The following is a 25,450-nucleotide window of genomic DNA, read 5'->3' on the forward strand; positions in this document are numbered from 1 at the left end:
TCGACAGCTTCACCTCCCACGCGTCGGCCGCCACGAGCAAATCGGAGTCGATCGAATACGTGGTCCACTTCTGGTGGACGTGGCCACCAATCAGGACCGACACGGTGTCATCGGGCGTAGCCACGGAGAATGTCCCCTCTGTTGACGAAATTCGGGTTGCGGATTCCTGGGTTCAGTCTCATCAGCTCGGACGCGCGGGTGTAGTCGTCATACCAACGGAATGCGAGCAGCGTCAGATTGCACGGCGCATCGACAGTCCGAGAGACGATCGGCGGCAACTGATCAATGACAGCCGCCGCGAGCTGCTGCACCGCGAGCGCGGTGTCCTTCAACGCCTCCACCGCGTCCCTGTAGTCCGCGAGCGGTTCCGTCGCACGCGCATCGTCGATCGCACCTTGCAGGCTCGACCGGACATCGTTCGAGATCGTCTCGATATCGTCAGGCGTGAGCGTCGGCGTGTCGATCTCGTTGGCCAACACGTCCGAGGCGACGCTGGCCAGCGTCGTGGCCACCACGGCACTCGTCAGCGCGGTGACGATGGCGACATTCGCCGGATCAGCGATCTGCGCGCTCGATGGTGGCGTGCCGGTACCGTTGGTGCTTCCCGAGCCGCCGGCCGGCGCGGCTGGCGTGTTCGGCGTGCCGGGGATCGTGACGGGGTCGCCACTAGCGGCGCCGACCGGGAGCTTCACGATCGCATCCATCTGATCGAACAGGCTGTTCCAATCGGACATGACAAGCCCCGGATCAAACGATCTGAAGTCGGCGACGCCGCTCACCAAACCGACCAGGTCGCCTGCGAGTGCGCCCGGAAAGTTGATGTAGTCGAGCACCGTCGATTGGAAACCCGTCACCAGATTTTTCAGCGGCCCGATCGTTTCCGAGAAGATGTCACGTATCGCGTTGAGTTGCCGCAGGCTGGTCTTGGCCGTCTTCAGCGCGCTGATGGCATTCGAGAACATGCTCGTCGATGCCGATTGCGCGGTCTGCGCGGTTTGCGCGGTGGCGTCCGGCCGTTGACTCGTCAGCGTGCCCGTAAAGAACGGATTGCCCGGATTCGCTTTTGCGAAGCGCAGCTCGACAGTGCATGCGTCGACATCGTCAGCGTTGTGCGCAACGTGGCCACCGATGAACTGCATCGCGGGCATACTGCCGAACACCGGATGCACCAGTTCGCCCGCCCCAGGCTGCGATAGCGCATTCAGGAATTTCTTGAGGCGGTCCTCGTAGTCGTCGCCAAAGAAAATCGCCGTCAACGAAGTTTCGCGGGCCTTTTGTCCCAAGTCTTCGATGTCTTCGCCGTCGACATACGGGTACGCGTACCGCGCGACGTTCCGCTCGATCGGATCGTCAGTGCGCTGGACGTCGAACTTGATGCCGCGAAACGACGCGTCTTGCAGAGTGTCTTTCCAAGCCATCTCAGCTCCGTTGCGCGGCGCGCGTGTTCATCGTCGTGATCGTGTCGAACAGGTGTTGTCCGTCGAGATTGACCGTGATGTGTCCTTCGATCACCGGCGGCTTTTCGTCTTTCTTCTGAGCGAAAATCGCGTCGCCGATCATCTTGCCGATCCGCTCGCCGAAGTCATGGCCGAAGTAGCCGGCGACACCGCCCGCGACCAGGCCGACAGCAGTCCCGATGCCGGGCACCACCGAGCCGGCGGCAGCGCCGAGCGCGGCGCCGGCCGCCATGCCGGCGACGCCTCCCACTGCGCCGCCCGCGACGCCGGCATAGCCGGCCTTCTTCTGGTCCGGCGTGAGCGACTGGTCGCCGGCCAGCTCGGCGGCCTCGATCCCGCTGCCGACGAGCTGCACGCCGACGCCGAGCGGTCCGCCGAGGCGAGCGATCCGGCCGAATCGGGCGCCGAATGACGCTGCACCGGTGGCGGCGGCCACCGCACCAGGCACACCTGCGGTGGCGGCAGCGCCGGCCGCCGCTGCGCCGCCACCGCCGCGCAACAGCGCGAACACAGCAAGCGGTGCGACGGCCGCTGTCACACCTTTGAATGCCAGCGTCGCGCCCTCGATCGCGGCCGTGAGCCCCGGATACTTCTGCGCGTAGCCGGTGAGGCTCGACGCGACGTTGCCGATCTTCTCGTCGAGCTTCGACATCGCGTCGATGCGCCCGAAGAACAGCTCATTGCCGGCCTGCTCGGTCTTGAACGACGGCGTTTCCTGAATGGTCTTGAAACTCGCATCGACAGCCGACTTATCGTCAAACACCTGGCTGGCCACCTGCTTGCGGTAGTCCTTCTGTCCCATGTATGCGACGAGTGCGCCCAAGGCTTGCCGATCATGGACAAGCTTTCCGATCGACGTGCCTTCCAGCAGGTCCGCCTGGCTTTCGAGAATCGCTTTCCGGTCGCCTTCGGGCGCGTGCGCCAATTGCCTTTGCGTGCGCTGGTAACGTTGGTCGCGCGACATCACGCGTTGCACGATCCCGACGAACGCGTCCAGGGCGTTCACGCCTTGCGCACGCGATGACGCGAGGCTACCGGTCAGGTCGATGCCGAGTTTCTTGGCTTTGATCTGCGTGTCCTGCGAGTTCACCTTCTCGAGCAGGTTGACCAGGTTGTTCCCGGCTTCGTCGCGCGTGCCTGCCGTGATGACGGACGCCTGGTTAGCTACGACGAGCTGGCCGAAATCCTTCAGCCCCGACATGCCGATTTGCTTGGCCAGCGCCATCTGTTGCGGCAACCACTTCGACATGTCACGCAACTCGAAGCCACCCGCCTGGCCGCCTTTGAGCGCCATATCGAGCGCCTTCGGGACTTCGTCCTCTTTGATACCGAAGTTCTGCATCGCGCGGATCGCGATGTTGCCCAGCTCGTTCGGATTCGCGCCGGTTGCCGTAGCGAACTTCTGCAACGTCGGCAGAAGCGCCTTCGCCGACTTCTCACTGATCGCGCCGGACGCGAGCAGGCTATCGAGCGTGTCGGCGGCCTGGTCGGGCGAGCCGCCGCCCGCACGCACTGCCGTGCGTATCGATTTGTCCAGCTCGCGCGCGCCTTGCTGGCGGCCGGCGACGTCTCGGTCGGAGTACGCGGTATTCGCCATCATCGCGAGCCGGCGGCCGTAGTCCATTGACTCTTTGACGGCCGGCGCGACCACCATTCCCGCCGCGCCGACGCCAACAGCGGCGCCGCCGACTTTCCACGCAGTCCCGATTCCGCGGCCGATCCTGCTCTCGGTTTTAGCGGTCTCCGACAGCTCGCGGTTCAGTTCGGCAACACGGCCGCGCAGCGCGGCCACTGCGCGCGCTTGCTCGTTTGTCGACGCGAAGCCCGCGCGGGCGAGGCGGTTGTAGGCTGCGATCGTCTGATCGATCTCACGTCGTATCGTCTGCTCCGATCTCACTTCGAGCTGCGTGCGCGCAGCTGCGAGACGCTGCGAACCGGTGAGCGCATTCCGGCTCGCCTGAGTTTGTGCGGCGGCGGTCTGCTGCACGTCACGCCGCACGGATTGTTCAGCCTGCGTCGACTGCTGCTTGCGCATGTCGAACATCATGCGGCTCGACGTGATTGCAGCTCGCGACGTGTCTTCGTAGGTCTTGGCGGTTTGCCGTGCCGTCGTCTGCACCACACGCTCGGCCTGCGCCGACTGGTCGCGTCGCAAGTCGAAGATCATGCGGCTGGACGTTACGGCGACGCGAGACGCATCGGTGTACGTCTGCGCCGTCTGTTGAACCGCACGCTGCACGTTTCGTTCAGCCGCCTGCGCCGGCTGAGACGCCGAATCGCGTAGGCGGATGTTCAATCCGACTTCAAGGTCGCGTGACGCCATTACCGTTTCTTCCCTCGTGCCTTTCGGCGCGTACTTACGTAAGTGGCCCCGGCATCACTGCCAGGGCCACCCTTGGTTTGCTTGCCGCGCGCCTTCGCGATCGCGGCAAGGAACCCGTCGACCTCGGCTTCGGTCAGCGTCAGGAACCGCTCGTAGCCGATTCCGTGTTGGCCGAGGACTGCGGCGGCGAGTCGGATTCCGCCGAGGCGGGCATCGGCCGCAGCCGCTTTTTTTTGAGCCGGTCCTGCGCGGCATAGAGCACGTCGTAATCGGAGTCGACAGCGTTCCCGATCAAATCCGCCGTGATCGCCTCCTTCGGTACGGTGCCGAGCGATTCGATGCAGCGCGCGATCATCGCCGCGTTGACGCGCATGTTCGACACATGGCCGCCCATGATGTCGGGCTGCTCGTAGACTTCGATGTTGTCGGCGACCGTGCCGATACGGATCTCGAAATCGTAGTGGTACGTGCCACTGTCGGCCGGGTATTCAATGCCGTACAGCAGGCTGCCTTTTTCAGTCAGGGTCGCCATCATTCCTCCACGCGGCGAGTTGAGAAAACGCTCAGATCCCGGCGGGCCTCGTTGTCCGCTGTGTACTGGTCGCCCATTTCGGTGGTCACGCAATCTTGATACGTGATGCGCTTGCCACCCGTCGACGTCGGGAAGATGGTCAGCTTGCCGCCTTGCATGTTCCACCAGTCGATTTCGTCGCCCGAGAGCGGAATCACCACTGTGATCTTAAGTTCGTGGGATTCGATGCCCTTGGCGAATCCTTTGACGCGGCCGGTGCGATTCATCGTTCGCACCGGCTTCTTGCCGGTATTCGAAGTCGGGTTGACCGAGACGACATCGGCTTCGACGCCGTCGACTTCGAGCACGATCGCCCCGACGTATTCTTCGAGTGCCATGTCTGGCTCCTATCTGGTGCTGCCGTTACAGAATCAGGTCGATCCGGCCGGCGAACACGTGCAGGCCGTTGACCACGTCGCAGGGGATCGCCGCGTTGAGCTGGTTGACGCTCTGGAGATCACGCTCGACGATCAGCAGCGCGGCGTTCGCCTCGACGTTCTCGATGATCTCCAGTTCCTCCAGCTTGTAGAGGACATCCAGCAGCTCGCTACGAACCTTCGGCGGGGTCTTCTCCGACAGCTTGTCGCGCGGGAAGCGCAGCGCGATGCGTTGACGGCACGACTTGCGCACATAGTCGAGCGTGCGGATCGTCGTGAGATCGAGCAGCGCCGGATCGTCGACGCCCTGGGCGTTCTTCCGATACGTCGTGACAGCGCGAACGATCTGAACCACGTTGCCCGGCCCGACTTCGAGCGGGGTGATGCCATTTTTCAGCGCGACACGCTGCTCGGTGATGCCCGAGCGGGCAGCGATCGGCGTGATGTCCATTCCGATCAGCGGCAGCGTATTCAGCGGCCTGGCCGGGTCTTCCTCGGTCGCGATCTCGGCCGCATACTTCGCGCCGATCTCGGTCGGCAGCACGATCGAGCCGGGATACCAGGCGATCGAGATCCGGCCCGAGTTCAGATCGGTGGCCAGCGTCGTTCCGGTCGACAGCGTGTCGGAGATGCCAACGGCGGCAATGGCCGGCCGCTGCTCCATGGCCCCGGAGATCGAGTCGAGATGTGTGCGCAGCTTGGTCAGCGTCGCCTCGCTCGGCAGGACGGTGTAGATGTCGTAGCTGGCGCCGTAGACCGTCGTGAGCGCATCCGAAATGTCGGGGTCGTTGAGGCCGCCCGCGAACGGAACGATTGCAGCCGTGACGCCTGCGGTCTGCCCGAGCTGCGACACAACGATGCCGTTTCCCGCCGCGCCCTTGTTTTTCGCGGTCAGTGTCAAAACGGCCGCGTTTGCGGATGCAGTGACGGGCAGCGCCGGGAGCTGCGCGATGGCGTCGACGAAACTCGCGGCGACATCCGCAGCGGTCGCACTGGCTTCGACGGCGACGTCAACGCGATCCGCACCGATGAACAGCGCATAGGCGCCATCGGCCGTGGCCGGACCGGAGAACGTCACCGTCGACTTCGCGACGACGCCGGCTTGGGCGTCGTCCACGGCGATGACGGTCAGGTCGACATACTGGTTGGCCGTGATCGCGGCAACAGCCGCACGATGCGCGAGCGAGCCGTAACCGAAGTAGACGGCAGCGTCGTCGCCCGAGAAAACCTGCGTCGGCACCAGCGCGGCGACCGTGCCGCTCGCGGTGCGCTGCGCGATTACCAGGACGGTCTGCGCGTTCGTCGGCAACGATCGCACGGCCAGCTTGAGGTTGAACTCGAAGTACTGGCCCGGCTTCAGGTTGCTCGACGGGATGGTGTCAAAGTCGATATTCTCGCTCGCCATGGTCAGGCTCCTTTCGCGGTCGTTTTGGCATTGCCCGCCGCATCTGCGACCGACGCAGCATCGACGGCGGCCGGCTCGGCGTCTTGACGGATCAGATCGCCTTCCAGGACACGGCGCCGGTAATAGGCGCTGTCGGGCACGTCGACCACTGCGTCGGCGGTGATGTACTTGGTCGGCGCGGTTTCCTTCGGAACCCGCAATCCGTCCTTCGCTTTAACCTTCATCGTTGCTCTCCATTCGGACCAGATCCTGCGCGTCGGCCGGACGGTCCGTGCCAGGCGCGGTGTAATACGACAACATCAGCGAAGTGAAGTCAGGCAGCGGCGGGTCGACCTGGCCGCCGTACTGCGCGAACACCTGGGCGATCGTCGGTTTCGTCTGTCCGGCTTCGGGGCTTTCCGGGAAGGCGCCGATAAAGAGCGTGTCCTCCACCCAGGCGGTGCGGAACTCGCACGCGTAGACCGACATCGCGTCGTTCCTGACCTTCGTGTTGAACAGTGTTCGGACGGCACCGGGCCTGAGTTTGTCAATAGGCAAGCCCATGTCCTGCTCATTGAGCAGAAGGCGCACCGCCGACACCAACAAGTTCGTGCCGACCTCATCCTTGGCCGGGCCACCATGGCGACTCGTCTGCTCGTCGCGCACGCTGCGCGCTCCGACCATGACAACGAACACGGCTTCGGCGTGCCACTTCTCCCGGCTCGTTGAGACCGGCGCCGTCCTTCTCACACCACCGAACGTCACCCATGCAGCCGGAAAACGCCGCACGACGTCATCCAGCTCGTCATCGTCGAATTCGCCGCCATACGTGGCCACCTCGTCGACCATGCGGCCGAGACCGCGTGTGAGGCGATCGACGATCGCCAGCTCGACCGCCGTGATAATCGGCACGTAGACGCCATTGCTCACTGCGTCGCCGGTAGCCATCAGTACGCTCCTCGGTCGCGGCTGCTGAAAATCCGCGTGCCGGTATCGAACTGGACCGTGTTGCCGGACTGCACGGTCGCGCCGGCCTGGTCGACACCGAGCGTCACCTTGCCGTCAGCGGCATAGCCCAGGAACTTCACGGCGGCGTTGTAACGGCTGCGGATCTCGTCGGTGTCGCGCGCGTCGGCGCCGACCAGGTGGTAACGGGCGATGTCGCAACACAGGTCGACCAGGTAGCGGGGCACGCTGGACAACGGCAGGCGATACCGGGCGGCCAGGTAGGTATCGATTTCGCCCGACGCGCCTTCGAGCGCGCCCGCGAGCACGTCGATACCGATCTCCCCGACGCGGTCCCGATCCGTGATCGCGATGACCTCGCGGCTCCCGAACTTCCTCACCATGTCGTCCTGGGTTGCGTAGGCCATCGCTTACCGCCCGCCGTTCTGCTTGGTCGCGTTGCGGCCGGTGCCGGCCGACTTCTCGCCCTCGGCCAGCTTTGCCTCACGCTCGGCCAGCTGCGCAGCACGGTCGTCCAGCTCGGCCGCGCGTCGATCGAGCGCGGCCAGGTTCTCGGCGTGCTTGCTGACGTTGGATTCCAGCTCGGCCTCTGCCAGCTTCAGCTGCTGTTCGCGGTTGGCCAGGGCCGTTTCACGCTCCTGGAGATCGCGCTCGATGTCCGCCAGTGCCAGCGCGCGCTTCGCGTCGTCCTCACTCACCTGGAGCTGGATCGTATCGACATGCTTCAGCGCCTCGATCACATGGTCGGCGTCGTGATGCTCCAGCTCGGCCGCTTGCGCGTCGGTCAGTTCGATCGTGCTCGCCACGACGACCAGAGATTGGTCCTCGGTGATCGCACGATGTGCGTCCGGGTGAAGCGCCGCCAGCGCGATGGTTTTCGGCGTGCGGCTAAACGCATGGCCAGCTCGACGAAAGCTATCCGCCTTCGACGCGACAGCGATGGCCGGGTGCTTCTTCTTTTCCATGACTTGACCTATAGATATAGATGCCATCCAACGGGAACCCACCATTCGCCGCAGTTCCCGGACTGTCTGCCTCCGCGCTTATCGGCGTCGCGCGGCTGTTTCCTCGCAGCGGCGTATTACTGCGGGATCGCGCCGGTGCCGGTCGAGCCGGCCGCGAGCTGCCAGAAGCCGAAACCACCGGCCGCACGCGCCTCGGCACCGAACTTGAACTTCTTGCGCATGAAGACGTCGTCCGCTTCCGGTTCGACCTGCTGCACGAACACCGGCGCCTTGCGCTCCTGGTAGACGAAGGGCTTGATCGGCTTTGTGGTATCGAGCAAGAACCAGGAGGTATCCGACGTCAGGCGGGCATCGCATACCACCTGCGCCGTGCCCTTGTAGGGGTTCGCCTTGCCATCGTCGAGGCGATCGTTGGTCATCAGCGCGTTGGCCGTGTCTTCGAGTGCCGGCGGCACCAGCAGGACCGTGGGAACGATGTTGAGCGGCCGGCCTTCGTCGTCGGTGACCTTTCGCAGCGCGGTCCGCACGATGCCGTAGGTTTTCCGTGCGGCAGCCTGGCTGTCGATCGTCAGCGGCAGATCGAAGCGGTTCGACACGACACCCTTCCCGACCGGGTGATCGGTATCGAAGAAATACTGGCCGTCGTAGCAAACCTGGCTGAATGCCTGGTTGACCAGGCCGTAGATGATCTCGTCGGGCAGTTGCGCTGCCGAGTAGCCCGCGTTCTCCGCCTGCGGCGAGTAAATGCCGAGGCGATCGTCCTCGATGTCGTTGCGATCGACCTCGACGGTAGCCTCGAAGTCGTCGTTGACGACCGTATAGCCGTGCGCCTTCAGCGCCTTGACGACCTTGTCACCGACCCACTTGCGCATCTGCGGGAAGCGATCGAGCCAGGCGTACAGCTCTTGCGCGCCGGTCGACGGCACCTTCATGGCGATCTTCTGCCAGGTGGACGGTGCGCCCTGGAAAGCGTTGTTGTAGATGGCCTGAAGGCCGGTAAAAACCTGGTTGATCGATTGTGCGTTGACCAGCATGGTGGCTCCCTTATTGAACCCAGACGCCATCCGCGTCGACGCCGAGCACGATGCCGGCGGCCGAGCGGGTGCCGGTGCCGTCCGTCGCGGCCACCGTCTGGTTGTCGGCGATGTAGCAGGTCTTCCCGAGCTGCGCTTGCGTGACCGCATCCGTGCCCAGGTTTTCCCACTTGAACGCCTTGTGACGACGGATCTCGACCGTCTTGGCGCCGTTGGCGCCCCCCGTGTTGTCGACGTACCGGTCGGCGCGGCCGAGGTAGGTCAGGCCGGTGGCAGTGGCACCCTCGACTGCGAAGCCGGTGGCGTCGACGACGACGATCACGCCGGCACGGATCAGCGCGCCTGCCTTCAGCCCGACGACCAGGACGTCCGCATCCTTCATCGGTGTGTTGCGGTCCTGAGTGGCGGCGGTCATTGCGCGGTCCCCTTGGTTTTGAGGTACGCCTCGTGCGTCAGGCCGAGCTGGCGGCAGACGGCGATCTCGCCCTCGGTCAAGGCGGCCCGGTTGACGTGATCGGTCGGGCGGTGCTCGTGCGTTTGTTGGCTGCGCAGCGCCGCGATCGGCTTGGCGGTGTCGAGGTACTGTTTCAGCGCGCCGACGTTCGACTTGCCCAGCTCGCGCGCCCAGCCTTCTTGCGCGGGCAGCAGCCGGCCGTCCGACAGCGCGGCCGTGACCAGGCCGTCGACGCTGCCTTGCTGCGCCTGGTTGGTCAGCTCGGCGACCTGGTCGCGCAGTGCCGTCATCGTCTCGATCGGCACATACTTGGCCGGATCGGGCGCGGCCGACGTCAGCGCGGCGATCTTGGCGCCCTGGGTTTTCACCACCTCGGTGACATCGACGCTCGCGGCAGCCGTCGCACCGATGGCGGTCGACAGTGCGTTGAGCTTCGCGAGTGCGTCGGCCTCGGTCGCCGTTTCCGGCAACGCGAGCACCTGCCGCAGCGCGGCCAGCAGCTCTTTCATGGATTGCTCCTTCAGGGAATGGGCCGGGTCGGGCGACCCGGAATGGACAAACTCGGGGGAGATCAGGCGGGAGGCGGCGGCAATCGTGACTTCGTCCATGCCGTCGATCGCCGGACTGTTGGTCAGCGCGGCGTTGAGCAGTTGCAGGACGTTGCCGTCCTGGTCGTAGGCGAACACCGGCGAAATGAACCGGTATTCGCGCGCCTGGACGAACTCGGCCGCACGCTGCGTCCATTCGACGTCCGTCGCGAACAGCCCCTGGCCCTCGCGCCACTCGACTGCCTTGACCCAGGCAGCAGCCGGCGCGGGCGTGCCACTCGTGGCGGCCGTCAACGACTGGTGCTCATAGTCGAGAACCATCGGCGTCTTACGGGCGGCCATGGCGGCAACGAGCCGCTGGGCGCCCTCGGGCGTCACGCGCCACGCGGCGCACTCGGCCGGACGGCCGTCGTTCGCGCGGAAGTCGCCAGCCGGCAGCAGCTGGAACGACGACGCACCAGGCTGGACTTCAAGCGAGAGGGAGGCGAGGAAAGTACGTTTCATGCCGCCATGGTGGCGGCCGGCGTGATTCGGATCGCGCTGATACGCATCCCCATGAAAGGGGGATTCGGGCGATCGGGAGGGGATGGGTCGGGTCGGATACCCGATAGGAATGATTTTAACGGGGGTTTAACGGGCTTCTACCCCCATAGTGGCTATGTCGCCCTGTCCGGGTGCGCGGCAAGCCCGCAAAACCCGCCAGATCACTCGTCGATCAGGCGGCGAAGGAACGCGGTGACCTCGGTCTCGATCTTGACGCTATCCGCCTCGGTCAGCAACAGAAACGGCCGGGCGGGAATCTTGATCGTCCAGCCGGTCGAGCGCGTCCACTTCACGGTCTTGGCCCGCTTATGGCTGTTCTTGGCGAACACCGCCAGGCGCGGGTGATTGGCCTGGCGCAGCAGCATGCCGTCCCGGCCCTTGCGAAGCCGCACGTAGCCGGACATCGGGTGCCGCTCGATCATCCCGCCGAACTGGTGGATAGCGGCATACACGACGTTGGTGCCGACCCGAGCCGATGTCGCATCGTGCGACTTCGACATGCTGCTCAGGAGCCGGCCGCTACGCTGAAGAATCTTACCGGTCCCGGCCGCCTCGCGTCGACGCTTCCACGTCTTGGGACTGAGCCCCAACCATTTCGGTCGACCTTGCTGCTCGAAATTCTCCTCAACCGCCCCCCACATCTCTTCCGATACCAGCCCCATCAAGGGCGTGGCGTCGCGCATCAGGCCGAGAATTCGCCCCATGACGGAGTCAAATTGGCTGGTATCGATCGCCAAGTCACGCATCTGCATCTGCTAAACTCCTTACTGATCGTGGTCGTATATCCCGGACTCGCTGCCGGATCGACGAAGGACCGCGTGACGAATGGCCGCGAGCGAGCGCGGCCATTCTCATTTCTGCGGCCGGCGGTAGCGCAGGAACGTCCCGCGCTGCTTGTCGATGTAGGCGCGGCGCGCTTCCTCAGACTTGCCGACCTTCGCGGGGAACGCCGTCACGCCCGTCCAGCCGTCCTGTCCCTGCTCGAAGATTGCCAGCCCCCAATCGCCGTCCGACGTCTCGAGCGCGCGAATGTAGCGGCGGCGCAGTGACCAGACGCCGTCGAGCTGCTGCCAAGCGAGCCAGATTTCATCGGGATCGACGACGGCATCGGCCAGGAGCGCCATGTACGGGCCTCGGGCGAACTTGTCAGCCTTCCAGTGCCCGGCGCCGTCCTGGAATAGCCATTCGTTGATCTGTAGCCGCTCGCCCGCCACGTCGGTGTATGTCGCCGGCTTGCCGACCGACGCCCCGAATTTCCGCATGAACGCGTCCGCATAGAACTGCGGCGACTCGCCGGCCGCCAGGATCGCACCTGGCGCGACCTGGTGCGATCGGGGGAGCGGTGGCAGTTCGGCGCCGTGAGGCAACGTCTGCGGCAACGTGTCTGCGGGCGGGGGGGTGAACGGCTTCATCCACTGCGCGCCTGGATTGGAGCTGAAGCCCGGATCGGGGAGCAGCTTTTGACCCGTCACCGGGTCTTTGTAGGCGAGCGCCGGCCGCTTCGCGCCCGAACGGTCAACCACCTCGACTTCAATCAGGCGCCCGCTGCTGTCGTGGACCGGGCCGTGTTTGTCTTCCACCCACGCACGGGTGCGCGTGCGCACGCGGCAACGGCAGCGATAGCCGTTCGGCGGGTAGAACGTCTGCCAGAATGGATCGTCATACCGGTAGATCGAGCCGGCCAGCGCTCGATGGGCCGGCCGCGTCCGGCTGTCCAGGACCGCCACGTACTCCCAATAGGGATGCGTGTCGACCTGTTCCAGCTGCGACGCATACCGACCGGCCATGTACGCCGATTGCATGTTGGTCTGAAAGATCGTTTCCAGCCGGCGCGGCGTCAGCCGCTTACCCTCGATCTCCCCGGTTTCCGGATCGACGATCATGCCCTTGCCGAGCCAGCCCTTACGCTCCAGCACCGGCGAGAGCTGTTTCTTGAAATCCTCGAACGTCGTGCCTTTCTTGAGCGAGGTGGAGAGCGCCTGGCGGATGTCCTGGAGCACGTCGACCTTCATCACGCCGGCTACCGTGAACGCCTTGGCGTGCGCCTCGGCCGCGACGTCCTGCCACCGGAAGCCGACCTTGTAGCCCTTCGATTCGAAGTATTCGATCGCCTTGGCCGGCTCCAGGCCCATCGCGAACCCGAGATCAACCGCCATTCAGGCGCCCCCAGACGTCGGCCACGAATATGGCGCGCGACAGCAGCTCGGCAATCTCGCTCTCATCCATGTCGGGCATCGCCGCGAGCAGCTGCTCGAATGCATCGTCGGGCGTCTGGCCGTCCTTGATTGCCTGGATCACCGGCGCCAGCATCTTCTGCGTCGCCGCGTCGATCGGTCCAGCCGCGAGTGCTGCCACCGTTTGGTCCAGCTGGTGCTGGTCGGGATAGATGACCTCGCCGCGCTCGTTCGTCATCACGGCCACGTAACGGATACTGGAATTCGCGGCGGTTTTGGCACCGATTGGCACCACCGGGGCTTGCTTCGGCCGCATCTCCGGCGGTACCACCATATCCGGCTGAGCGATCGACAGCAGCTCGTCGCCATCCTCGGGCTCCGGGATCGACAGCTTCTCATGCGCCCAGGTGCGCTTGATCTTCAACCCCATGCCGACCAGTTTGGGCAGCGCATTGGCGTACATCTCCAGGTCTTCCGCCTCGCGCGTCTCGAACACGAAGCGGGGGCAGCGCAGCGGGTCGATCGGCCCTTTGTTCAGCGTCACCATCACGTAGATGATGTCGCGGGTGATCGTGCCGGCCAGCTGTCGCGCGTCGGCCGTCATGAGATCGTGCCGCACCTCGTTATGCACGTTGCCGAGTGCGTGAGTCGACGACTTGCCATCGGCCTGGCTGGTCAACGTGCCGCCCAGGATGATCTTCGATTGCGTGCGTTCGCACCATTCCGTCATCGACATATGCGGTACATGCGTGCCCTGGGTCGCCTGCTGAAAGTCGATCATCATCGACTCGGGGATGATGCCGGCCGCGTTGTGCCCGATCCCCATCACGGCCGCGAGCAGCGCCGCTTTCTCGTCGTCAGTCGCGCCGGCCGGGTACTTGCCTACGCGCAGCGGCAGACCGTAGATTTCCAGGAACTCCGCCAGGTCGCGCACACTGTAGTTCTTGAAGAGGTACGGCCAGACCAGAACGCGATGCAGGCCGCCGCGCGCGATATAGCCCGACTTCGCCTTATGCTTGTGCAGCACCCAGCCGGCTGGCCACAGCGGCGCGCCGTTGACCTCGGTGCCGCGCAACCGGATAGCGTTGCGGTCCTCCAACGGGTTCATGAACCAGCTTTGCGGGCGATGATTGAACGCCTGGGGGAACCAGACCTTGCCGAGTTGCTGCCAGGCAATCTCCAGGGCAGAGAAGCCATGTCCGATGGCATCCAGGCAGTCGAGCAGCATGTCTTCGAAGCACGGCAGATCATCGATCCATTCGCGCACCTCGTCGGTCAGCGCTTTCTCGGCCGCCGTCGCGTTGCGCGGTGGCTCGACGCCATAGTCGAGCGTCAGCACCACGCGCTTGCGCTTGCTCATCTCCGCGAAGATATGGCCGTCTTTCTCCTCCATGTCCGAGAATAGGTACGACTGCTCGATCAATTGCCCGCGCTCGCCTGCGTCCAGAATCTTCGCAATCCGTGCGGGCGTCAGGCCGCGCGACGGATGCATGTCGAAGCTTCGCGTCAACCAGCCGAGCTGCGACGTTTGCGATTCGGCCAGCACCTTGCTGTCGATCGGATTGCCGTTGACGTCTACGATTTTTCCCATGTATCCCTCTACCATGCCCCTCGGCCGAAATGGCCATATCCGCCGTCGCGGGACGTACCGCCGTGCTTCGGCACCTCGACGTAACCGCCAGTGGCGAAATGCGCGCGAGAGTGGGCGATCATCCAAAGGATGTGCAGCGCAGTCAGCCCGTCAAAGTGGTGGCCGGTCTGCGGCTCGGGCCATTCGTCCAGCTCGGCAAGCAGCGCCGTCAATGCGGCATGCAGGAGAATGGACGGCGCCACCCGATCCGTGATGAACGGTTCGAGCGAATCGATACGCAGCTCGGGCGCGACGGTCGCCGTCACGCCGACCAGTGGCAGCGGCACCTCGGCACGCAGCGACGCCTTGATCAGATCCTGCCGAGCCCACTCATAAGCGTTGTTGTTCTCGAACCCGAATGCCAGGCAGCGGAACTCGCGCTGCGTTGCGATCAGATCGGATTCCAGCTTCGACGGCACGCGTCGCTTGATCTCGGCGTGGACCACATGAAGCTTTCGGCTCGGCACGTCCAGGCCGCCGACCAGGATCGCGGATGGGTCGGACTTCTCGCCGCGCCCCATCGACGGATCGCACGCGCCGAACATCAGCCAGCTCGACAGACGCTGCACCCAAAACGTGATGTGACCGAATACCTTGTCTTCCTCGGTACGCGGGTCACCCTGCATCTCGGTCGCGAACGCGCGCGGTGCCTTGGCGCGCTGGCGCATCAACCAGAACAGCGTGCGCACGGACGGCCAAGACGTGATGGCGCCTTCCTCCATCGCGTCGCGGTTGGCCTGGTAGAACTGGTACGACGGCAGCTCTGCGTCCGGGATCACCTCGCCGCGCGCGGATGCCGCCTCGATCTTCGGCTTGTCCGCATTCAGCATCAGTTCCTCGCACTGCTGCCACAGATCCATGTTCTTCGGCAATTGCGCAATCGCGCGGAAGTGGTGGACGATATGGCCGATGGTGCGCTTGGCGCGCGAGATCGGGTCATCCTTGTTGAGCACCGTGCCGACACCGATGAACTTGACCGAACCATCCGGCGGGCCGAGGTAGTCGATTGCCTTCTCGACCCATGTCCATCTGTTCTGACGCTCCGTCGGGCTCTTGGCTTCGGCATCAGTGATCAGGTCATCGCCGAACAAGACCTTGGGCCGGCTCGCGCCGTGGAACGTACCGCGAATGGCCTGCTCCGCGCCGAACGGTTCCACCTTGATGCCATTCTTCGTGATGAACTCGCCCACCTTCCACTTCGACGATTTCCCGCATACCTCGGGGAAGTCGAGGGCGAGCGCCGCATTGGCGGTCAGCTCGGTCTTGACGACTTCGAGCAGCTTGGTCGGCAGCGACGTCTCCGCACCGAGCAGCAGCAGATAGTCGAGGAACGGCGGCGGCTCACCTGACCAACCGATTTCCTTGCGCACTTCTTCGCGTTGCAGCAGGCCCTGGACGATGATGTAGGTGGGGCCGATCTTGGTGCCGAGAGACGACTTCGCTTCGCCACGCGGCGCCACCCACCACTCGCGCGAACCGCCGGCCTGGCGCAGCAGCTGCGGGAAGCGTCCGCAAAAGTGGGCCTGGAACAGCGACGGCGTACCGCGAATGTGGTGCGGAAAGTAGGTGTACGCGAAGAATTCGTAATCGCCATCGAGCAGGACGCGACGGCGTCGCTCGGCGCGTGCGGCGGGAGAGGCATCGAGGCCCGTTGCATGGGCCTCGATGTCCTTGCGCAGCGCCGCCTGTAGCTCGGCGATCTCGGCAAAGAAATCTTTCTCGGTGAACTTCTGAACCATGTCAGTCCACCTTCGCGGCGAGCAGCGCTTGATGGAGCCCGTAGACGTCGACGCGCTCATGCAGGTTGTGCGTCACGCGGATCAAGCTCCCGGTGACTACCTCAACCACCAGACGTGTATCTCTTTCGTGATGCTCGATACGGGCGCTCACGACGTGAACGGGATTCACGGCGATGTTGCTGGTCAGTTTAATCAGCACCTCGTCACCTCAACCGTAGGTAGTGGCCAGCTCGTCGCCGAACGGGCCGAGGACATCCGCGAACGCTGCAACGTGTTCGGGGTATCGGTCCTTGATGAACGTGGCCAAACGCTGCACCACGCCCATAGCGACCGCCAGTTCGTTCGTCTCGGGCAGCACTCGCTTCGACGCGTTGATGGTTTTGTTGTAGGCATCTGCCAGGCTGGCGAGCATCGCGACCTTGTCGGCCGGCCCCATCACCGCGTCAGTGTCGAGAGCGTCCATGGTCGCTTGGTACTGCGTGAGCATGCCGGCCAGCATCTGACGTGCGGCGCCTTCGATGCCACCGCCCGCGAGCATCTGCGCCGCCTGGGCCTTGGTCCAGTCGTCGCCGGCCTCGCGCGCCGCATCTTTCCAGCGCCGGGCGGTGGAATAGGTGACGCCGCACTTCAGCGCGGCGACTTCGAGCGAGAGGCGGTCGAGCACGAATGCACGACGCACCTTGTCGCGGGTTTCTTTCGGGTGCGCCATTCGCGTTACAGACCCAGCTTCGCGCGCGCGAACGTCACGCCCATTGCGACGATGCCGCCCGCGATTGCACCGGCACCGGCGCCGTACTTGATTGCGCGCTTTTCGACTTGGTCCATGCGCCCCTGGAGATCGGACACGTTGACGTCGATCTTCTTCAGCAGCACCAGCTCCGGGCTATCTTCCTGCGTGATATCACTCATTGCTTGTCCATTTTACGGTCCAGCTTGTTGTTGATGTCGATCAGGTTCTGATTGACGCTCTTGAGAACGTCCCGGAACTCATCTCGAAGGTCGCGCTGCTCGGTACGAGAAACAAAATCCCTGGCCATCGACACACGAAGTGAAGCCAGCTCGTCGCGGAATGCTGCGTCTCGGTCCTCGGAATCTTTCTGCTTCGATTGCACCGATCGAACCCACTGCAAAATCAACCCTTGCAGTAGGACCAGCAGAATGGTCACGAAGCCCATCACGAGCGCGGCGGGATCGAGCGTTACTTGCATGCGGTCCTCCGCGTGGTTTCGCGCCGGGTTTGACACTCGATGCAGAACTGGCAGCCCGGCACCGCAAGACGGCGCGCTTCGGGAATCGGCTCGCCGCACGCGTCGTCCAGGCAGAACTCGGCCGACTCGCGATCGGTGCCGGGGCGTTGCGTCGCAGCGTTGATCGCGATCTCGCGTAGCATCTCCTCGACGGCGGTGGCCTTATCAAAATCATCCATGCCGTCACTGCTCCGTCGGAAGCGCGTGGATCAGCCCCCGGAGCTGGGATTCGACGTTGCGGGAGCGGGCGGCGTAGTCGATGAACCAGTCGAGGATGTCGGCTTGTGATACCCCGCTGTCAGCGGCACCATCGGCGTCGGCGGCTTCGTCAGCGCCGCCGGCATCGGCGCGACCTTGCAGGGCTCGATGACCGGCACCGATGCCGGCGGCGTCGTTCCACAGCCGGACAAAATCGCGAGAGAACACACACTGGTAGACAACGTGGTCAGCTTGAGTTTCCGGAATGCTCCGGTGCGGTTGTGCAACGGCATCGATCTTCCCCTTGTTGATGGTCGCCTGTTGGGCGTGCTTGTCCTGGATCGTCAGCACTTTCGATTCGACCTGGTTGGCATGGCCGACCTGGCTGGCGTACTTGCCGAACGCCGCACTCGCTGCCTCTGCGGCACCGGAGATCTGTTGGTTTTTGTAGTCCGAGAGCGCGAGCTGGCCGGCCGTCTGAGCAGCCGAAAACCCGGCGTGATAGCCGAATGCCCCGGCTGCGGCAATCAACAGCATCACCACGACGCCGGCAATCAGCTTCGCGTAGCTACTGATCATTTCCATTCTGAAGTTCCTTGTTCTTGTTGCGCATCGAGGCGAGCGCGGCAATCGCCGTGATGCAGACGGAGTAGCCGCCGACGCAACCGAGGTAGACCAGCCATTCCTCGACGGTCAGCTGATCGCGGAAGCCCTTGTAGACGAACACGACCGTTGCCGCGAGCGATGCAACGTTCGGCCAGAGCTTGGTATGGGAGAGCCGGCCGTCGATGCCGGTGACGAGGTCGCGTAGTGCCATCAGTGCCTCCGCGATAGGTTGCGGCGACGGCGCGCGGCGCGCTTCGCCGCAGGCACGCCGGCTCGGCCTGGCCGCGCGCCGACAGGGTGGGCGTAGCCGACACGCAGTGGCGCCTCGCCGCGCGACACGCGCCAGCCACTCACCAGAGAAATGAGGAATCGCAGCATCAGACCGCCAGCGTTCCGCCCGCCGCCTTGTACGCGGCGCAAAGCGATTCGAAGGTGTTGGTGCGCTGCCCATAGGGCGAGCCGGGGAACGATGCCCAGATCGTGCCGCACGCGTGGATCGCGGCCGCGAGCTGGCCAGCCTGGATCAGCTTGATTGCATGACGCTCGTTGATCTGCTGGATAGCGATCAGCTCCTGTGATACGGGGCTGAAGTCGGTCAGGTGCAACTGCTTCGCGTAGGGCTCGAAATACTTCGCGAGCAGCTGGAATCCGCCGGCGGCCGTCGAATTCGTCTGTGCGTCGTAGGCGTTGGGATGCGTGTCGTAGCTGTGGAACAGGTTGAGGCGGGCGGGAATCGTCTCCCCGCCGCGCGTGATCGGTCCGTGCGATCCGACGATGACGTTGTAGCCTTCATCGCTGTTGGCGATCAGCCACGGCCCGATTTCGCTGAAGCGGGTCATGTCGAGAAACGCCAGAACGTTTTTGCCGCCGGCTTGATCTGCCGTGATACGTGCCATGTACACCTCTCCGAATGGTTATTCGTGCAGGTGCCAAGGTATCGCTGGCGGTGATGCGTGGCTCGTTGATGCGTATCCCCATGAAACGAAAAACCCCGCACGGGGCGGGGTTCGTTTCAACGGCGATGCATCATAACAAGGATAGTTGTGTGTCGGCTGCCGGTCGCTCGTCCGGCAGGTTGACGATCAACCGTATGTGCCGTCCCGACATGCCGTGCGTGCGGGCAAGGATGTTGAGCGCTTGGCGCGTGCTGTACTCACGGCATAGGGCGGTGAATTCCTCGCGAAGCTGCCGACGACGCAGCTCGACGAGTGCGTGATGACACGTCGCGACTTCGATCACTTCACCACCGAAATACTTGCTCAGCTTCTCGGCTGCCTCCTGGCCGATGCATTCGGCGATCGCTTCGAACTTCGCCCGTCCAAACGCGTTGCGCCCCTTGGGAACCAGGACGGAGACGCCGGCCATCGTCTCGATCAGCTTCCTGGTTGCGTCCGGCCCGATCAGCGCCATGATCGTTCGAATCGACTTCGGCAGCATGTGCTGCACCTCGATAAGGTCCATCTCTATGACCTCCGCTTCGCGTCAATCGACAGTGCGGCGATCAGCTTCGACAGCATGTCGCCATCGCAGAACTGAACCGCGTCTACCTTGCAAATCCGCCGGGCCATCGCGTCTGCATACGACCATGGCCGGCCGGCCGCCGCGAGCTGCGCCTCGATCTTCCCGAGCTGTGCCTCGCGCGTGATCGCGACAACCGGGCGGCGGCCCGTCGTCGCCTTCGGCGTGAAGCCGCATCGCTCAAGGTGTTTCAGCACCTGGTGCGCGCCGGCCGGCGACAGGTCTTTCGCGGAATCGACGCCGCCGACGCTGCGCAGCATCGCCCGATAGTCGCCTTCGCTCATCGCCAGCTGCTTCTTCGCGACGTGAATCTTGGCCAGCGTCGATTTCGCGATCTGCATCACGACCTCCACCAGCGCCGAATTTCACGGCGACACAGACCGGCCAGGAACAGCACGCCGAGCACGATGATCCAGGTATCAGACATTCGACAACCTCCGTTGTTGCTCTTTGCCGACGCCACGATGAACCACCGCGTGCCGCCCTTCGTCGTAGCCGTTGTGGCTATCGTCGATCGCGCGGCGACGCGACACGGCCCGCGTCCGCGGTTCGAACGTCGACGTGGTACCGAAGTTGGCGCGGATGTAAGACGAAATCATTGCGACGTGTTCGGCCGGCATGGTGCCCGTCATCATGTTGTCCCGAACCGCCATCACCCATCCGTCGCAATACTCGTCTGCTCGTGCAACCTTGTTCCTCGGCGTGCAGCGCCTCAGCTTTGCACCGATGTAGACGCGACGTGCGGCACGCAGCTTGCGGGCCAACACGTCGAATGAGTATTTGGCGATCTCCGGGGACGGCCCGATGCCGATGAACGTGTAGGCACCGACGATGTCTGTCTTCGCTTCGTTCAGCTCTCGGCCGAACAGCATGTCGCAGCCGTAGGCATCGGCAACGACGCGCGCCAGCGCGGCTTCGTACCGGATCGGGCGATGCAACGCTCTACTGCGCGACCATGCATCGCATACTCCGGCCGCCAACAGCTCGGGATGCTCGACGCCGAATTGCTTCATGAGCTTCTGCGCCTGGCGCAGCGCGGCGGCAGCTTCGTGCGGCTCTGCCGAGTTGGCGAGCGCGAGGCACTTTCGGATCTTCTCAATTGCGGTTTTCTTGTCCATACGTCACCTCGCTATTCAAAGAAATCGGTGGTGGGCTTGTGTTCGAGTGCCGGCCGAGATGGCTCATCGGTCGGAAAGCGGATTTGGTCCGGGCGCAGGATCGTCATGCTCACCTGTAGCGGCTCGGTGACGTGGTATAGGTACGATCTGGCGTCATACTGCCGATCGCATGCCACGGCGTCTCCGAGCAGCTTCACCACCTGGATGGCCTTGTCCGCTTCGATCACGAGGCTCATGTAGCCGACCTCGACATACGCGAACTTGCTCGCCCGCTTCGGTGCTGTTTTGCGAGTTGCCATGGCTACCTCAGATCGCCGCGATATCGAGGCTGATTGCGTTGTAGTTCCCCGTCTCGTCGTCGCGCTCGTAGATACGGACGTAGGGCTTCGTGCCGGTGGGGCGGATGCTGTCCGCGATAGCGCGCATCGCCTTCAACCACTTCGTGTCGTCGATCGGGAGCCGGCGCAGGCCGAGCACACGACCGGTGTTGACGTTGCCTTCCTTGTCGACCTGAAACGCTTCGTTGATCAATACCTTGACCTTGTCGTTACTGCCTTCCGTCCACTCGCGCAGGCACTCATCGATCAGCTCCTTTGCGGCCTGGAGACGTTCGTCGAATCTGGTGTGCTCCGCGATCTGCCGAACGATCTTGTATCGGCCGTCGAACGTGATCAGCGTGACGTTGCCTTTTGCGCCGCCGACTTTGACGTCGTATTGCTCGTGGCTGGCCGCGACGAATGCCTCGATGTCGGCGAACGCGCGGCCCTTGAACGACGCCATGCGTTGTTGCAATGCCTTCGCTTCTTCGACGATGCCGTTAATCGTCTGGTCGCGAAGCTGGTCGATCGGAGACACCATCGACTTCGGGACGAGGCGCCCGCGCGCATCTTGGACGTAGCCGGCCGGAATGTTTTGGTGGTTATTCATCGGAATTTCCTGCCTTTGCGAAATAGGTTCGTTGTTTCGTGATCGTTCGGATGGTCGCGAGGCTGTCTGCTATCGATGGCGTGATCTCGCGCGGAACTTCAGCCGGTGCTGCCGGTGTGCTGATAGGCAAGGCGAGCGGCGGCGGCGACGCTCGCGCTGCGGGCGTGCCGAGCCCGGCATGCCCTTGCCGCTGGTGTTCCGTGTGAGTCTCTCGCCGGGCTTCTGCTTTTTCGGTGAAGCCGGCGATCACTTCGAGCAAGTAGCCGTGCGACTTGAGCGGGAGATTGAGGCGTCCAAGGTCGCGCAGCGCGAGCATCTGCTCGAAGCCGCGCATCCAGTAATCGAGCGGCGCCGGCCACACGCGGCCGGACCGTTCAATCTGCGCGGTGCGGATCATCGGCGCGATTTCGTTGACGAGCGCCGCGATGCGGGAGTGCGACATCTGGCTCTTTGCCGGCGCGAATAGGCCGACGTAGCGCAGCAGCGGCTTCACAAACGTCTCGCCGGCCGGATGCGCCGCCACGATCGCATTCAGCGCATCACGCGGGGCGTCCTCGGCGAGTATCACGTCGAGGCTCATCTGAGCCCGACAGGCGGGGCAGGAAACGAGCGGCATCGGCATCAGTTCTTCCCCTGGCGTGCCGCATGCTCGATGTCTTCCTCCAAGCGCTCACGGTAACGCGGACGCTCGGAGAAATACTGGTTGGCGAGACGAGAAACTTCGGCCGTATCGTTGCGCAGGCACGCTTTGAGTACGCCCTCAACGAAGGCCGTCAAATCGCGGCCCACCTGTTCGCGATGGTCCAGCGCCTTGCGATACTTCTGGATGGCGGCGCACATTTCGACCAGCTTCGCGTTGGCATTGCGAAGTGCCGCGCTCAGCTCGTGGCGATCCAGGCCGGCGGGGTCGACAATCATCAGTTCGTCGTAGGTCATGCCGACGCCCCGGTGATCTTCTCGATGTTGATGCAGTCGAGAAATTCCAGCAGCGCCGCCGTCTCTTCGCGCGACAAGTCGATCTTCTTCCCGCCCTTCGAGATCGTGATGCGACCGCCCGACGAGAAACCAACCTCGAACGCAATCGCCGGATCGTATGCCGGTCGGCCGGCCGTTTTTCGCGGCGCATTTGTCACAAGCTGCTCCTGACCATCGAACGCGGCGACCAGCTCTTTGCTCGCGCGATACGTGTTGACTTGTTTCGCGCCGTCGGTGTCTCGCTTTTCGATGATGACTCGGCCATCGGCGATGTAGGTGTGGATGCGGGGTTGGATGTCGCTCGGCACGAGCGATACCTTGTCCCCGAGCAGCGCCAGCAGTTCGGCAGCGGTTGAACCGGGGTAGTCGATGATTGCCTGCAAAATCTTCTTGGTGGTGGTCATGATTTATGAATTCTCGTTAGTACAACTAACTCCATAGCGGTTATGTGTACGTCCGGCGGGGATCTCTCTTTCAGTGGCCGCGCTCGAACCAGATCACGCGCACGGAGTCGATCTTGAATTGCCCCTTTCTCGCTCGGGTTGCTCCGTCACCCTGGACGCAGTAGTAGACCGCTTCTCCACGATCGATCATCGAGGCGCAAGCAGGGCAGCTCTGAATCTGGATCGTCGGTGCGGAACCGCCCGTGTGCTCGATGCTCATGACCGTAAAACCTCGGTTGGTCAGCGTCTCGATCGTCGTGGCAATACGCAGGGCCGTCAGCTGCATTTCCTGGTTTCCACTGACGATCGGACGCGCGGCGATTGCCGGAATGTGCTGCTGATTCATTGTTGATCTCCTTTGCTATCGGGGCGCAGCGGGCAATTCCGGCACGTGCGCCAGTGACTTAGTTCAAGCGGGTTGTTGATCGGGGCGCGACGCGTGGTGTAAGACACGCATACCGTCAGCTCGATCAGCTGCCCGGTATGCGTGCATTGCACCTGGCCGAATACTTCCAGCACTCGCGTGGCGATACGGTCGGTCTTTCCGGCATAGGTGCCGGACAAGGCTTGTGATACAGCGGTTCGTGAATAACCAAGCCGCTTTGCGACATCGGCTCGCGTGGATGCGGCTACCGCAGTCCGCAGCATGTCGAGCCAGTTAAGCTGCGTCATGATCCGGTTCCTCTTGCCATACGATCTTCCCGAGGTTCGGGTCATACAGCGACTTCGTTCGCTGAATCATCGGCGGGCGCGGCCCGGTGTACTTCGAAGTAGCGAGGCGATATCGCGCCTGCTTGGCGCCCACGCCGAGGCGGTAGGGGTGCCCTGGATCGACCACCAGTAGGTAGTCCGCGCGAGCCAGGTCAGTGATGTAGTTTCTTGCACTCGCGACGGAGACGGATGTTTGATCGGTAGTCGATCGCGCTGCCAGTTCTTCAGCAGTAAAGGTCTTGGCGATCCGCATCGTGCGCCACATGTTCTCCTGGCCGGTGGGCGCCAGCAGCTTTCCCGCTTTGTCGATGCGCGGCGCCTCGATACCGACGTTGCGAACGAGCCGGTATTGCTTTCGCTGGCGTGACGTTCGCGTGTCGTTCGTCACTGCAACGAAGCCGCCGCGACCAAGCCATTGGACGTAGGTTCGGATCGTGGCGAGATCCAGTCGCGTCGCCTTCTCAATGTCGAACACGGTGAAGCTATCGGCGTGCGCGCGGATGAACTCCCAAACGATCTGGCGCGAGCCTCGGCCGCCTTTCAGTTCTGATACTGGCTTACGCGGCATGTCGACCTCCTGCCACGATGAGAGCAATGAAGACGGCCAGCGAGACGGCCATCACCGCCGCGACATACGTGATGATGTAGTCGGCGCTATCGATCACGCACAGGCCCACGATCAGCGCGACGACGGCGCAAGCTGAGATGCACGCAAGATTGGTATGGGTCGACGCGACGATGTCGCGGTCCCGTTGAAGTTGGTTGTGAGTGTTCAGCATGGCGGCCTCAGACACGACGGGCCTTCGGTGCTTCGCCGGTGTACAGATCGCGCCCACCCCACGCTCCGAGGTCGACGGATCGACGGCCGGCAGCGAGCGTTTCCTCCTGAATCTTTTCGAGGTTCACACACACGCGGCGTACCGAACCATGCGACAGCTCGACCAGCCTATGCAGCAGATCGTCAGCGATTTCGACGTTCGGGCTATATTGCTGCACGAGCTTGCGCGCGTCTTCCATCGTCACGGCCTGCGCCTGCACCCACGCGAGGACGCGGCCGTGCATGCGTTCCCACTTTTTCAGCTTTGCAGGCATGGCCTCTTCGCCGATCAGCAGGATCGGGGAATGGCTGGATTCGTACAGATCGCGCACCAGCTCGACGGCGTTGCGATCGATGATGTGGTCGAATTCATCGATGATCAGCGGGCGCTCGGACGCGGCCAGTTCCTCCGACACCTGGTCGGCCAATTCGGCGATCGTGCCGGCCGGTTTGATCCCCATCTCAAACAGGATCGATTGCAGAAAGTGCTTCTTGGTCCAGACCGACTTTGCCTGGACGTAATAGGCACGACGGCGGTTCGCGACGTAGTTTGCGGCGATGCTCTTGCCGTAGCCCGAGGGGCCGTAGAAACCGACCAGGCCGGGCAGATTCTTGCTGCGCTCGATGGCGCGCGTGATCGCGATATCGCACACGGCGAGGTTAGCGGTCTGCGCGATGCCCCCGTTGATGGGTTTGATCGTGGTTTGCGGCTGCGTCATTGTTGA

38 protein-coding genes are annotated in these 25,450 nt (G+C 63.6%); all 38 read right to left on the reverse strand.

What is annotated here, in order from left to right:
• Nucleotides 1–124: phage baseplate assembly protein (locus BpN12_RS33465; RefSeq protein ID WP_425306372.1), on the reverse strand; the 124-nt coding region annotated here is incomplete at its 3' end.
• Entirely contained in the window at nucleotides 108–1,418 is a 1,311-nt protein-coding gene (locus tag BpN12_RS23235; RefSeq protein WP_246797761.1) for a DNA circularization protein, read from the reverse strand. The genes BpN12_RS23235 and BpN12_RS33465, both read right to left, overlap by 17 nt.
• Nucleotide 1,419: 1 nt before the next feature.
• Nucleotides 1,420–3,780, reverse strand: coding sequence for a phage tail tape measure protein (locus tag BpN12_RS23240; protein WP_246797762.1), 2,361 nt, complete (start codon nucleotides 3,778–3,780; stop codon nucleotides 1,420–1,422).
• Nucleotides 3,781–3,919: 139 nt separating this feature from the next.
• Nucleotides 3,920–4,315 carry a hypothetical protein gene (locus tag BpN12_RS23245; RefSeq protein ID WP_246797763.1) on the reverse strand — a complete coding sequence of 132 codons (396 nt, stop codon included), beginning with the start codon at nucleotides 4,313–4,315 and terminating at the stop codon, nucleotides 3,920–3,922.
• Nucleotides 4,312–4,689, reverse strand: a complete 378-nt coding sequence (locus BpN12_RS23250; RefSeq protein WP_246797764.1) for a phage tail protein — start codon at nucleotides 4,687–4,689, stop codon at nucleotides 4,312–4,314. The genes BpN12_RS23245 and BpN12_RS23250 overlap by 4 nt, the downstream gene beginning before the upstream one ends.
• Before the next feature lie 25 nt (nucleotides 4,690–4,714).
• Complete coding sequence (locus BpN12_RS23255; RefSeq protein WP_246797765.1) at nucleotides 4,715–6,133, reverse strand: phage tail sheath C-terminal domain-containing protein; 1,419 nt, start codon at nucleotides 6,131–6,133, stop codon at nucleotides 4,715–4,717.
• 2 nt (nucleotides 6,134–6,135) lie between these two features.
• Complete coding sequence (locus BpN12_RS23260) at nucleotides 6,136–6,357, reverse strand: hypothetical protein (RefSeq protein ID WP_246797766.1); 222 nt, start codon at nucleotides 6,355–6,357, stop codon at nucleotides 6,136–6,138.
• Entirely contained in the window at nucleotides 6,347–7,060 is a 714-nt protein-coding gene (locus BpN12_RS23265) for a DUF1834 family protein (protein ID WP_246797767.1), read from the reverse strand. Before BpN12_RS23265 ends, BpN12_RS23260 begins: the two co-directional genes overlap by 11 nt.
• Nucleotides 7,060–7,485 (reverse strand): gp436 family protein, encoded by a 426-nt coding sequence (locus BpN12_RS23270; protein WP_246797768.1) that lies wholly within the window; start codon nucleotides 7,483–7,485, stop codon nucleotides 7,060–7,062. The genes BpN12_RS23265 and BpN12_RS23270 overlap by 1 nt, the downstream gene beginning before the upstream one ends.
• Before the next feature lie 3 nt (nucleotides 7,486–7,488).
• Complete coding sequence (locus tag BpN12_RS23275; RefSeq protein WP_246797769.1) at nucleotides 7,489–8,043, reverse strand: SPFH domain-containing protein; 555 nt, start codon at nucleotides 8,041–8,043, stop codon at nucleotides 7,489–7,491.
• A 116-nt stretch (nucleotides 8,044–8,159) separates the two neighbouring features.
• On the reverse strand, nucleotides 8,160–9,077 hold the full coding sequence (locus tag BpN12_RS23280) for a Mu-like prophage major head subunit gpT family protein (RefSeq protein WP_246797770.1): 918 nt from the start codon (nucleotides 9,075–9,077) through the stop codon (nucleotides 8,160–8,162).
• A gap of 10 nt (nucleotides 9,078–9,087) precedes the next feature.
• A complete protein-coding gene (locus BpN12_RS23285; RefSeq protein ID WP_246797771.1) occupies nucleotides 9,088–9,492 on the reverse strand; it encodes a hypothetical protein in 405 nt (134 codons plus the stop codon).
• Nucleotides 9,489–10,583, reverse strand: coding sequence for a phage protease (locus BpN12_RS23290; RefSeq protein WP_246797772.1), 1,095 nt, complete (start codon nucleotides 10,581–10,583; stop codon nucleotides 9,489–9,491). The genes BpN12_RS23285 and BpN12_RS23290 overlap by 4 nt, the downstream gene beginning before the upstream one ends.
• 200 nt (nucleotides 10,584–10,783) lie before the next feature.
• Complete coding sequence (locus BpN12_RS23295; protein ID WP_246797773.1) at nucleotides 10,784–11,374, reverse strand: phage virion morphogenesis protein; 591 nt, start codon at nucleotides 11,372–11,374, stop codon at nucleotides 10,784–10,786.
• A gap of 99 nt (nucleotides 11,375–11,473) precedes the next feature.
• Nucleotides 11,474–12,778, reverse strand: a complete 1,305-nt coding sequence (locus BpN12_RS23300; RefSeq protein WP_246797774.1) for a PBECR2 nuclease fold domain-containing protein — start codon at nucleotides 12,776–12,778, stop codon at nucleotides 11,474–11,476.
• Nucleotides 12,768–14,387 (reverse strand): DUF935 domain-containing protein, encoded by a 1,620-nt coding sequence (locus BpN12_RS23305; RefSeq protein ID WP_246797775.1) that lies wholly within the window; start codon nucleotides 14,385–14,387, stop codon nucleotides 12,768–12,770. The genes BpN12_RS23300 and BpN12_RS23305 overlap by 11 nt, the downstream gene beginning before the upstream one ends.
• An 8-nt stretch (nucleotides 14,388–14,395) precedes the next feature.
• Nucleotides 14,396–16,165, reverse strand: a complete 1,770-nt coding sequence (locus BpN12_RS23310; protein WP_246797776.1) for a hypothetical protein — start codon at nucleotides 16,163–16,165, stop codon at nucleotides 14,396–14,398.
• A gap of 1 nt (nucleotide 16,166) precedes the next feature.
• A complete protein-coding gene (locus BpN12_RS23315; RefSeq protein ID WP_246797777.1) occupies nucleotides 16,167–16,364 on the reverse strand; it encodes a hypothetical protein in 198 nt (65 codons plus the stop codon).
• 9 nt (nucleotides 16,365–16,373) lie between these two features.
• The gene (locus BpN12_RS23320) at nucleotides 16,374–16,874 is read right to left on the reverse strand and encodes a DUF1804 family protein (protein ID WP_246797778.1); all 501 of its coding nucleotides are present in this window, start codon (nucleotides 16,872–16,874) and stop codon (nucleotides 16,374–16,376) included.
• Between the two features lie 5 nt (nucleotides 16,875–16,879).
• On the reverse strand, nucleotides 16,880–17,074 hold the full coding sequence (locus BpN12_RS23325) for a hypothetical protein (protein WP_246797779.1): 195 nt from the start codon (nucleotides 17,072–17,074) through the stop codon (nucleotides 16,880–16,882).
• The gene (locus BpN12_RS23330; RefSeq protein WP_246797780.1) at nucleotides 17,071–17,373 is read right to left on the reverse strand and encodes a hypothetical protein; all 303 of its coding nucleotides are present in this window, start codon (nucleotides 17,371–17,373) and stop codon (nucleotides 17,071–17,073) included. Before BpN12_RS23330 ends, BpN12_RS23325 begins: the two co-directional genes overlap by 4 nt.
• Nucleotides 17,364–17,591: a TraR/DksA C4-type zinc finger protein gene (locus BpN12_RS23335; RefSeq protein ID WP_246797781.1), complete on the reverse strand. Its 228-nt coding sequence runs from the start codon at nucleotides 17,589–17,591 to the stop codon at nucleotides 17,364–17,366. The genes BpN12_RS23330 and BpN12_RS23335 overlap by 10 nt, the downstream gene beginning before the upstream one ends.
• 4 nt (nucleotides 17,592–17,595) lie before the next feature.
• Entirely contained in the window at nucleotides 17,596–18,195 is a 600-nt protein-coding gene (locus tag BpN12_RS23340) for a hypothetical protein (protein ID WP_246797782.1), read from the reverse strand.
• Complete coding sequence (locus BpN12_RS23345) at nucleotides 18,179–18,427, reverse strand: hypothetical protein (protein WP_246797783.1); 249 nt, start codon at nucleotides 18,425–18,427, stop codon at nucleotides 18,179–18,181. Before BpN12_RS23345 ends, BpN12_RS23340 begins: the two co-directional genes overlap by 17 nt.
• Nucleotides 18,428–18,593: 166 nt before the next feature.
• Nucleotides 18,594–19,112 (reverse strand): glycoside hydrolase family 24 protein, encoded by a 519-nt coding sequence (locus BpN12_RS23350; RefSeq protein ID WP_246797784.1) that lies wholly within the window; start codon nucleotides 19,110–19,112, stop codon nucleotides 18,594–18,596.
• Nucleotides 19,113–19,242: 130 nt separating this feature from the next.
• Entirely contained in the window at nucleotides 19,243–19,677 is a 435-nt protein-coding gene (locus tag BpN12_RS23355) for a Mor transcription activator family protein (RefSeq protein WP_246797785.1), read from the reverse strand.
• A 2-nt stretch (nucleotides 19,678–19,679) separates the two neighbouring features.
• Nucleotides 19,680–20,075, reverse strand: a complete 396-nt coding sequence (locus tag BpN12_RS23360; protein ID WP_246797786.1) for a gp16 family protein — start codon at nucleotides 20,073–20,075, stop codon at nucleotides 19,680–19,682.
• A 78-nt stretch (nucleotides 20,076–20,153) separates the two neighbouring features.
• Nucleotides 20,154–20,852: a DUF2786 domain-containing protein gene (locus tag BpN12_RS23365; protein WP_246797787.1), complete on the reverse strand. Its 699-nt coding sequence runs from the start codon at nucleotides 20,850–20,852 to the stop codon at nucleotides 20,154–20,156.
• A gap of 11 nt (nucleotides 20,853–20,863) precedes the next feature.
• Complete coding sequence (locus BpN12_RS23370) at nucleotides 20,864–21,151, reverse strand: hypothetical protein (protein WP_246797788.1); 288 nt, start codon at nucleotides 21,149–21,151, stop codon at nucleotides 20,864–20,866.
• Nucleotides 21,152–21,158: 7 nt separating this feature from the next.
• Nucleotides 21,159–21,779: a DUF3164 family protein gene (locus tag BpN12_RS23375; protein ID WP_246797789.1), complete on the reverse strand. Its 621-nt coding sequence runs from the start codon at nucleotides 21,777–21,779 to the stop codon at nucleotides 21,159–21,161.
• Nucleotides 21,772–22,359: a hypothetical protein gene (locus BpN12_RS23380; protein ID WP_246797790.1), complete on the reverse strand. Its 588-nt coding sequence runs from the start codon at nucleotides 22,357–22,359 to the stop codon at nucleotides 21,772–21,774. The genes BpN12_RS23375 and BpN12_RS23380 overlap by 8 nt, the downstream gene beginning before the upstream one ends.
• Before the next feature lie 41 nt (nucleotides 22,360–22,400).
• Nucleotides 22,401–22,715 (reverse strand): hypothetical protein, encoded by a 315-nt coding sequence (locus BpN12_RS23385; RefSeq protein WP_246797791.1) that lies wholly within the window; start codon nucleotides 22,713–22,715, stop codon nucleotides 22,401–22,403.
• Nucleotides 22,712–23,158: a hypothetical protein gene (locus tag BpN12_RS23390; RefSeq protein WP_246797792.1), complete on the reverse strand. Its 447-nt coding sequence runs from the start codon at nucleotides 23,156–23,158 to the stop codon at nucleotides 22,712–22,714. The genes BpN12_RS23385 and BpN12_RS23390 overlap by 4 nt, the downstream gene beginning before the upstream one ends.
• Nucleotides 23,159–23,228: 70 nt before the next feature.
• Nucleotides 23,229–23,543, reverse strand: coding sequence for a hypothetical protein (locus BpN12_RS23395; protein ID WP_246797793.1), 315 nt, complete (start codon nucleotides 23,541–23,543; stop codon nucleotides 23,229–23,231).
• Nucleotides 23,540–23,869, reverse strand: coding sequence for a helix-turn-helix domain-containing protein (locus tag BpN12_RS23400; protein ID WP_246797794.1), 330 nt, complete (start codon nucleotides 23,867–23,869; stop codon nucleotides 23,540–23,542). The genes BpN12_RS23395 and BpN12_RS23400 overlap by 4 nt, the downstream gene beginning before the upstream one ends.
• Nucleotides 23,856–24,476 (reverse strand): hypothetical protein, encoded by a 621-nt coding sequence (locus tag BpN12_RS23405; protein WP_246797795.1) that lies wholly within the window; start codon nucleotides 24,474–24,476, stop codon nucleotides 23,856–23,858. Before BpN12_RS23405 ends, BpN12_RS23400 begins: the two co-directional genes overlap by 14 nt.
• A complete protein-coding gene (locus BpN12_RS23410; protein ID WP_246797796.1) occupies nucleotides 24,466–24,687 on the reverse strand; it encodes a hypothetical protein in 222 nt (73 codons plus the stop codon). The genes BpN12_RS23405 and BpN12_RS23410 overlap by 11 nt, the downstream gene beginning before the upstream one ends.
• Before the next feature lie 7 nt (nucleotides 24,688–24,694).
• Nucleotides 24,695–25,444, reverse strand: a complete 750-nt coding sequence (locus BpN12_RS23415; protein WP_246797797.1) for an AAA family ATPase — start codon at nucleotides 25,442–25,444, stop codon at nucleotides 24,695–24,697.
• Nucleotides 25,445–25,450 lie beyond the last annotated feature (6 nt).

Origin of the sequence: Burkholderia perseverans (genome assembly GCF_022870505.1) — a bacterium.
Lineage (GTDB): Bacteria > Pseudomonadota > Gammaproteobacteria > Burkholderiales > Burkholderiaceae > Burkholderia > Burkholderia plantarii.

What these genes read in the sequence shown, in the direction of transcription:
- BpN12_RS23235 (WP_246797761.1), bottom strand. Translation starts at nt 1,418, where the DNA reads ATGGCTTGGAAAGACACTCTGCAAGACGCGTCGTTTCGCGGCATCAAG.
- BpN12_RS23240 (WP_246797762.1), bottom strand. Translation starts at nt 3,780, where the DNA reads ATGGCGTCACGCGACCTTGAAGTCGGATTGAACATCCGCCTACGCGAT.
- BpN12_RS23245 (WP_246797763.1), bottom strand. Translation starts at nt 4,315, where the DNA reads ATGATGGCGACCCTGACTGAAAAAGGCAGCCTGCTGTACGGCATTGAA.
- BpN12_RS23250 (WP_246797764.1), bottom strand. Translation starts at nt 4,689, where the DNA reads ATGGCACTCGAAGAATACGTCGGGGCGATCGTGCTCGAAGTCGACGGC.
- BpN12_RS23255 (WP_246797765.1), bottom strand. Translation starts at nt 6,133, where the DNA reads ATGGCGAGCGAGAATATCGACTTTGACACCATCCCGTCGAGCAACCTG.
- BpN12_RS23260 (WP_246797766.1), bottom strand. Translation starts at nt 6,357, where the DNA reads ATGAAGGTTAAAGCGAAGGACGGATTGCGGGTTCCGAAGGAAACCGCG.
- BpN12_RS23265 (WP_246797767.1), bottom strand. Translation starts at nt 7,060, where the DNA reads ATGGCTACCGGCGACGCAGTGAGCAATGGCGTCTACGTGCCGATTATC.
- BpN12_RS23270 (WP_246797768.1), bottom strand. Translation starts at nt 7,485, where the DNA reads ATGGCCTACGCAACCCAGGACGACATGGTGAGGAAGTTCGGGAGCCGC.
- BpN12_RS23275 (WP_246797769.1), bottom strand. Translation starts at nt 8,043, where the DNA reads ATGGAAAAGAAGAAGCACCCGGCCATCGCTGTCGCGTCGAAGGCGGAT.
- BpN12_RS23280 (WP_246797770.1), bottom strand. Translation starts at nt 9,077, where the DNA reads ATGCTGGTCAACGCACAATCGATCAACCAGGTTTTTACCGGCCTTCAG.
- BpN12_RS23285 (WP_246797771.1), bottom strand. Translation starts at nt 9,492, where the DNA reads ATGACCGCCGCCACTCAGGACCGCAACACACCGATGAAGGATGCGGAC.
- BpN12_RS23290 (WP_246797772.1), bottom strand. Translation starts at nt 10,583, where the DNA reads ATGAAACGTACTTTCCTCGCCTCCCTCTCGCTTGAAGTCCAGCCTGGT.
- BpN12_RS23295 (WP_246797773.1), bottom strand. Translation starts at nt 11,374, where the DNA reads ATGCAGATGCGTGACTTGGCGATCGATACCAGCCAATTTGACTCCGTC.
- BpN12_RS23300 (WP_246797774.1), bottom strand. Translation starts at nt 12,778, where the DNA reads ATGGCGGTTGATCTCGGGTTCGCGATGGGCCTGGAGCCGGCCAAGGCG.
- BpN12_RS23305 (WP_246797775.1), bottom strand. Translation starts at nt 14,387, where the DNA reads ATGGGAAAAATCGTAGACGTCAACGGCAATCCGATCGACAGCAAGGTG.
- BpN12_RS23310 (WP_246797776.1), bottom strand. Translation starts at nt 16,165, where the DNA reads ATGGTTCAGAAGTTCACCGAGAAAGATTTCTTTGCCGAGATCGCCGAG.
- BpN12_RS23320 (WP_246797778.1), bottom strand. Translation starts at nt 16,874, where the DNA reads ATGGCGCACCCGAAAGAAACCCGCGACAAGGTGCGTCGTGCATTCGTG.
- BpN12_RS23325 (WP_246797779.1), bottom strand. Translation starts at nt 17,074, where the DNA reads ATGAGTGATATCACGCAGGAAGATAGCCCGGAGCTGGTGCTGCTGAAG.
- BpN12_RS23330 (WP_246797780.1), bottom strand. Translation starts at nt 17,373, where the DNA reads ATGCAAGTAACGCTCGATCCCGCCGCGCTCGTGATGGGCTTCGTGACC.
- BpN12_RS23335 (WP_246797781.1), bottom strand. Translation starts at nt 17,591, where the DNA reads ATGGATGATTTTGATAAGGCCACCGCCGTCGAGGAGATGCTACGCGAG.
- BpN12_RS23340 (WP_246797782.1), bottom strand. Translation starts at nt 18,195, where the DNA reads ATGGAAATGATCAGTAGCTACGCGAAGCTGATTGCCGGCGTCGTGGTG.
- BpN12_RS23345 (WP_246797783.1), bottom strand. Translation starts at nt 18,427, where the DNA reads ATGGCACTACGCGACCTCGTCACCGGCATCGACGGCCGGCTCTCCCAT.
- BpN12_RS23350 (WP_246797784.1), bottom strand. Translation starts at nt 19,112, where the DNA reads ATGGCACGTATCACGGCAGATCAAGCCGGCGGCAAAAACGTTCTGGCG.
- BpN12_RS23355 (WP_246797785.1), bottom strand. Translation starts at nt 19,677, where the DNA reads ATGGACCTTATCGAGGTGCAGCACATGCTGCCGAAGTCGATTCGAACG.
- BpN12_RS23360 (WP_246797786.1), bottom strand. Translation starts at nt 20,075, where the DNA reads ATGCAGATCGCGAAATCGACGCTGGCCAAGATTCACGTCGCGAAGAAG.
- BpN12_RS23365 (WP_246797787.1), bottom strand. Translation starts at nt 20,852, where the DNA reads ATGGACAAGAAAACCGCAATTGAGAAGATCCGAAAGTGCCTCGCGCTC.
- BpN12_RS23370 (WP_246797788.1), bottom strand. Translation starts at nt 21,151, where the DNA reads ATGGCAACTCGCAAAACAGCACCGAAGCGGGCGAGCAAGTTCGCGTAT.
- BpN12_RS23375 (WP_246797789.1), bottom strand. Translation starts at nt 21,779, where the DNA reads ATGAATAACCACCAAAACATTCCGGCCGGCTACGTCCAAGATGCGCGC.
- BpN12_RS23380 (WP_246797790.1), bottom strand. Translation starts at nt 22,359, where the DNA reads ATGAGCCTCGACGTGATACTCGCCGAGGACGCCCCGCGTGATGCGCTG.
- BpN12_RS23385 (WP_246797791.1), bottom strand. Translation starts at nt 22,715, where the DNA reads ATGACCTACGACGAACTGATGATTGTCGACCCCGCCGGCCTGGATCGC.
- BpN12_RS23390 (WP_246797792.1), bottom strand. Translation starts at nt 23,158, where the DNA reads ATGACCACCACCAAGAAGATTTTGCAGGCAATCATCGACTACCCCGGT.
- BpN12_RS23395 (WP_246797793.1), bottom strand. Translation starts at nt 23,543, where the DNA reads ATGAATCAGCAGCACATTCCGGCAATCGCCGCGCGTCCGATCGTCAGT.
- BpN12_RS23400 (WP_246797794.1), bottom strand. Translation starts at nt 23,869, where the DNA reads ATGACGCAGCTTAACTGGCTCGACATGCTGCGGACTGCGGTAGCCGCA.
- BpN12_RS23405 (WP_246797795.1), bottom strand. Translation starts at nt 24,476, where the DNA reads ATGCCGCGTAAGCCAGTATCAGAACTGAAAGGCGGCCGAGGCTCGCGC.
- BpN12_RS23410 (WP_246797796.1), bottom strand. Translation starts at nt 24,687, where the DNA reads ATGCTGAACACTCACAACCAACTTCAACGGGACCGCGACATCGTCGCG.
- BpN12_RS23415 (WP_246797797.1), bottom strand. Translation starts at nt 25,444, where the DNA reads ATGACGCAGCCGCAAACCACGATCAAACCCATCAACGGGGGCATCGCG.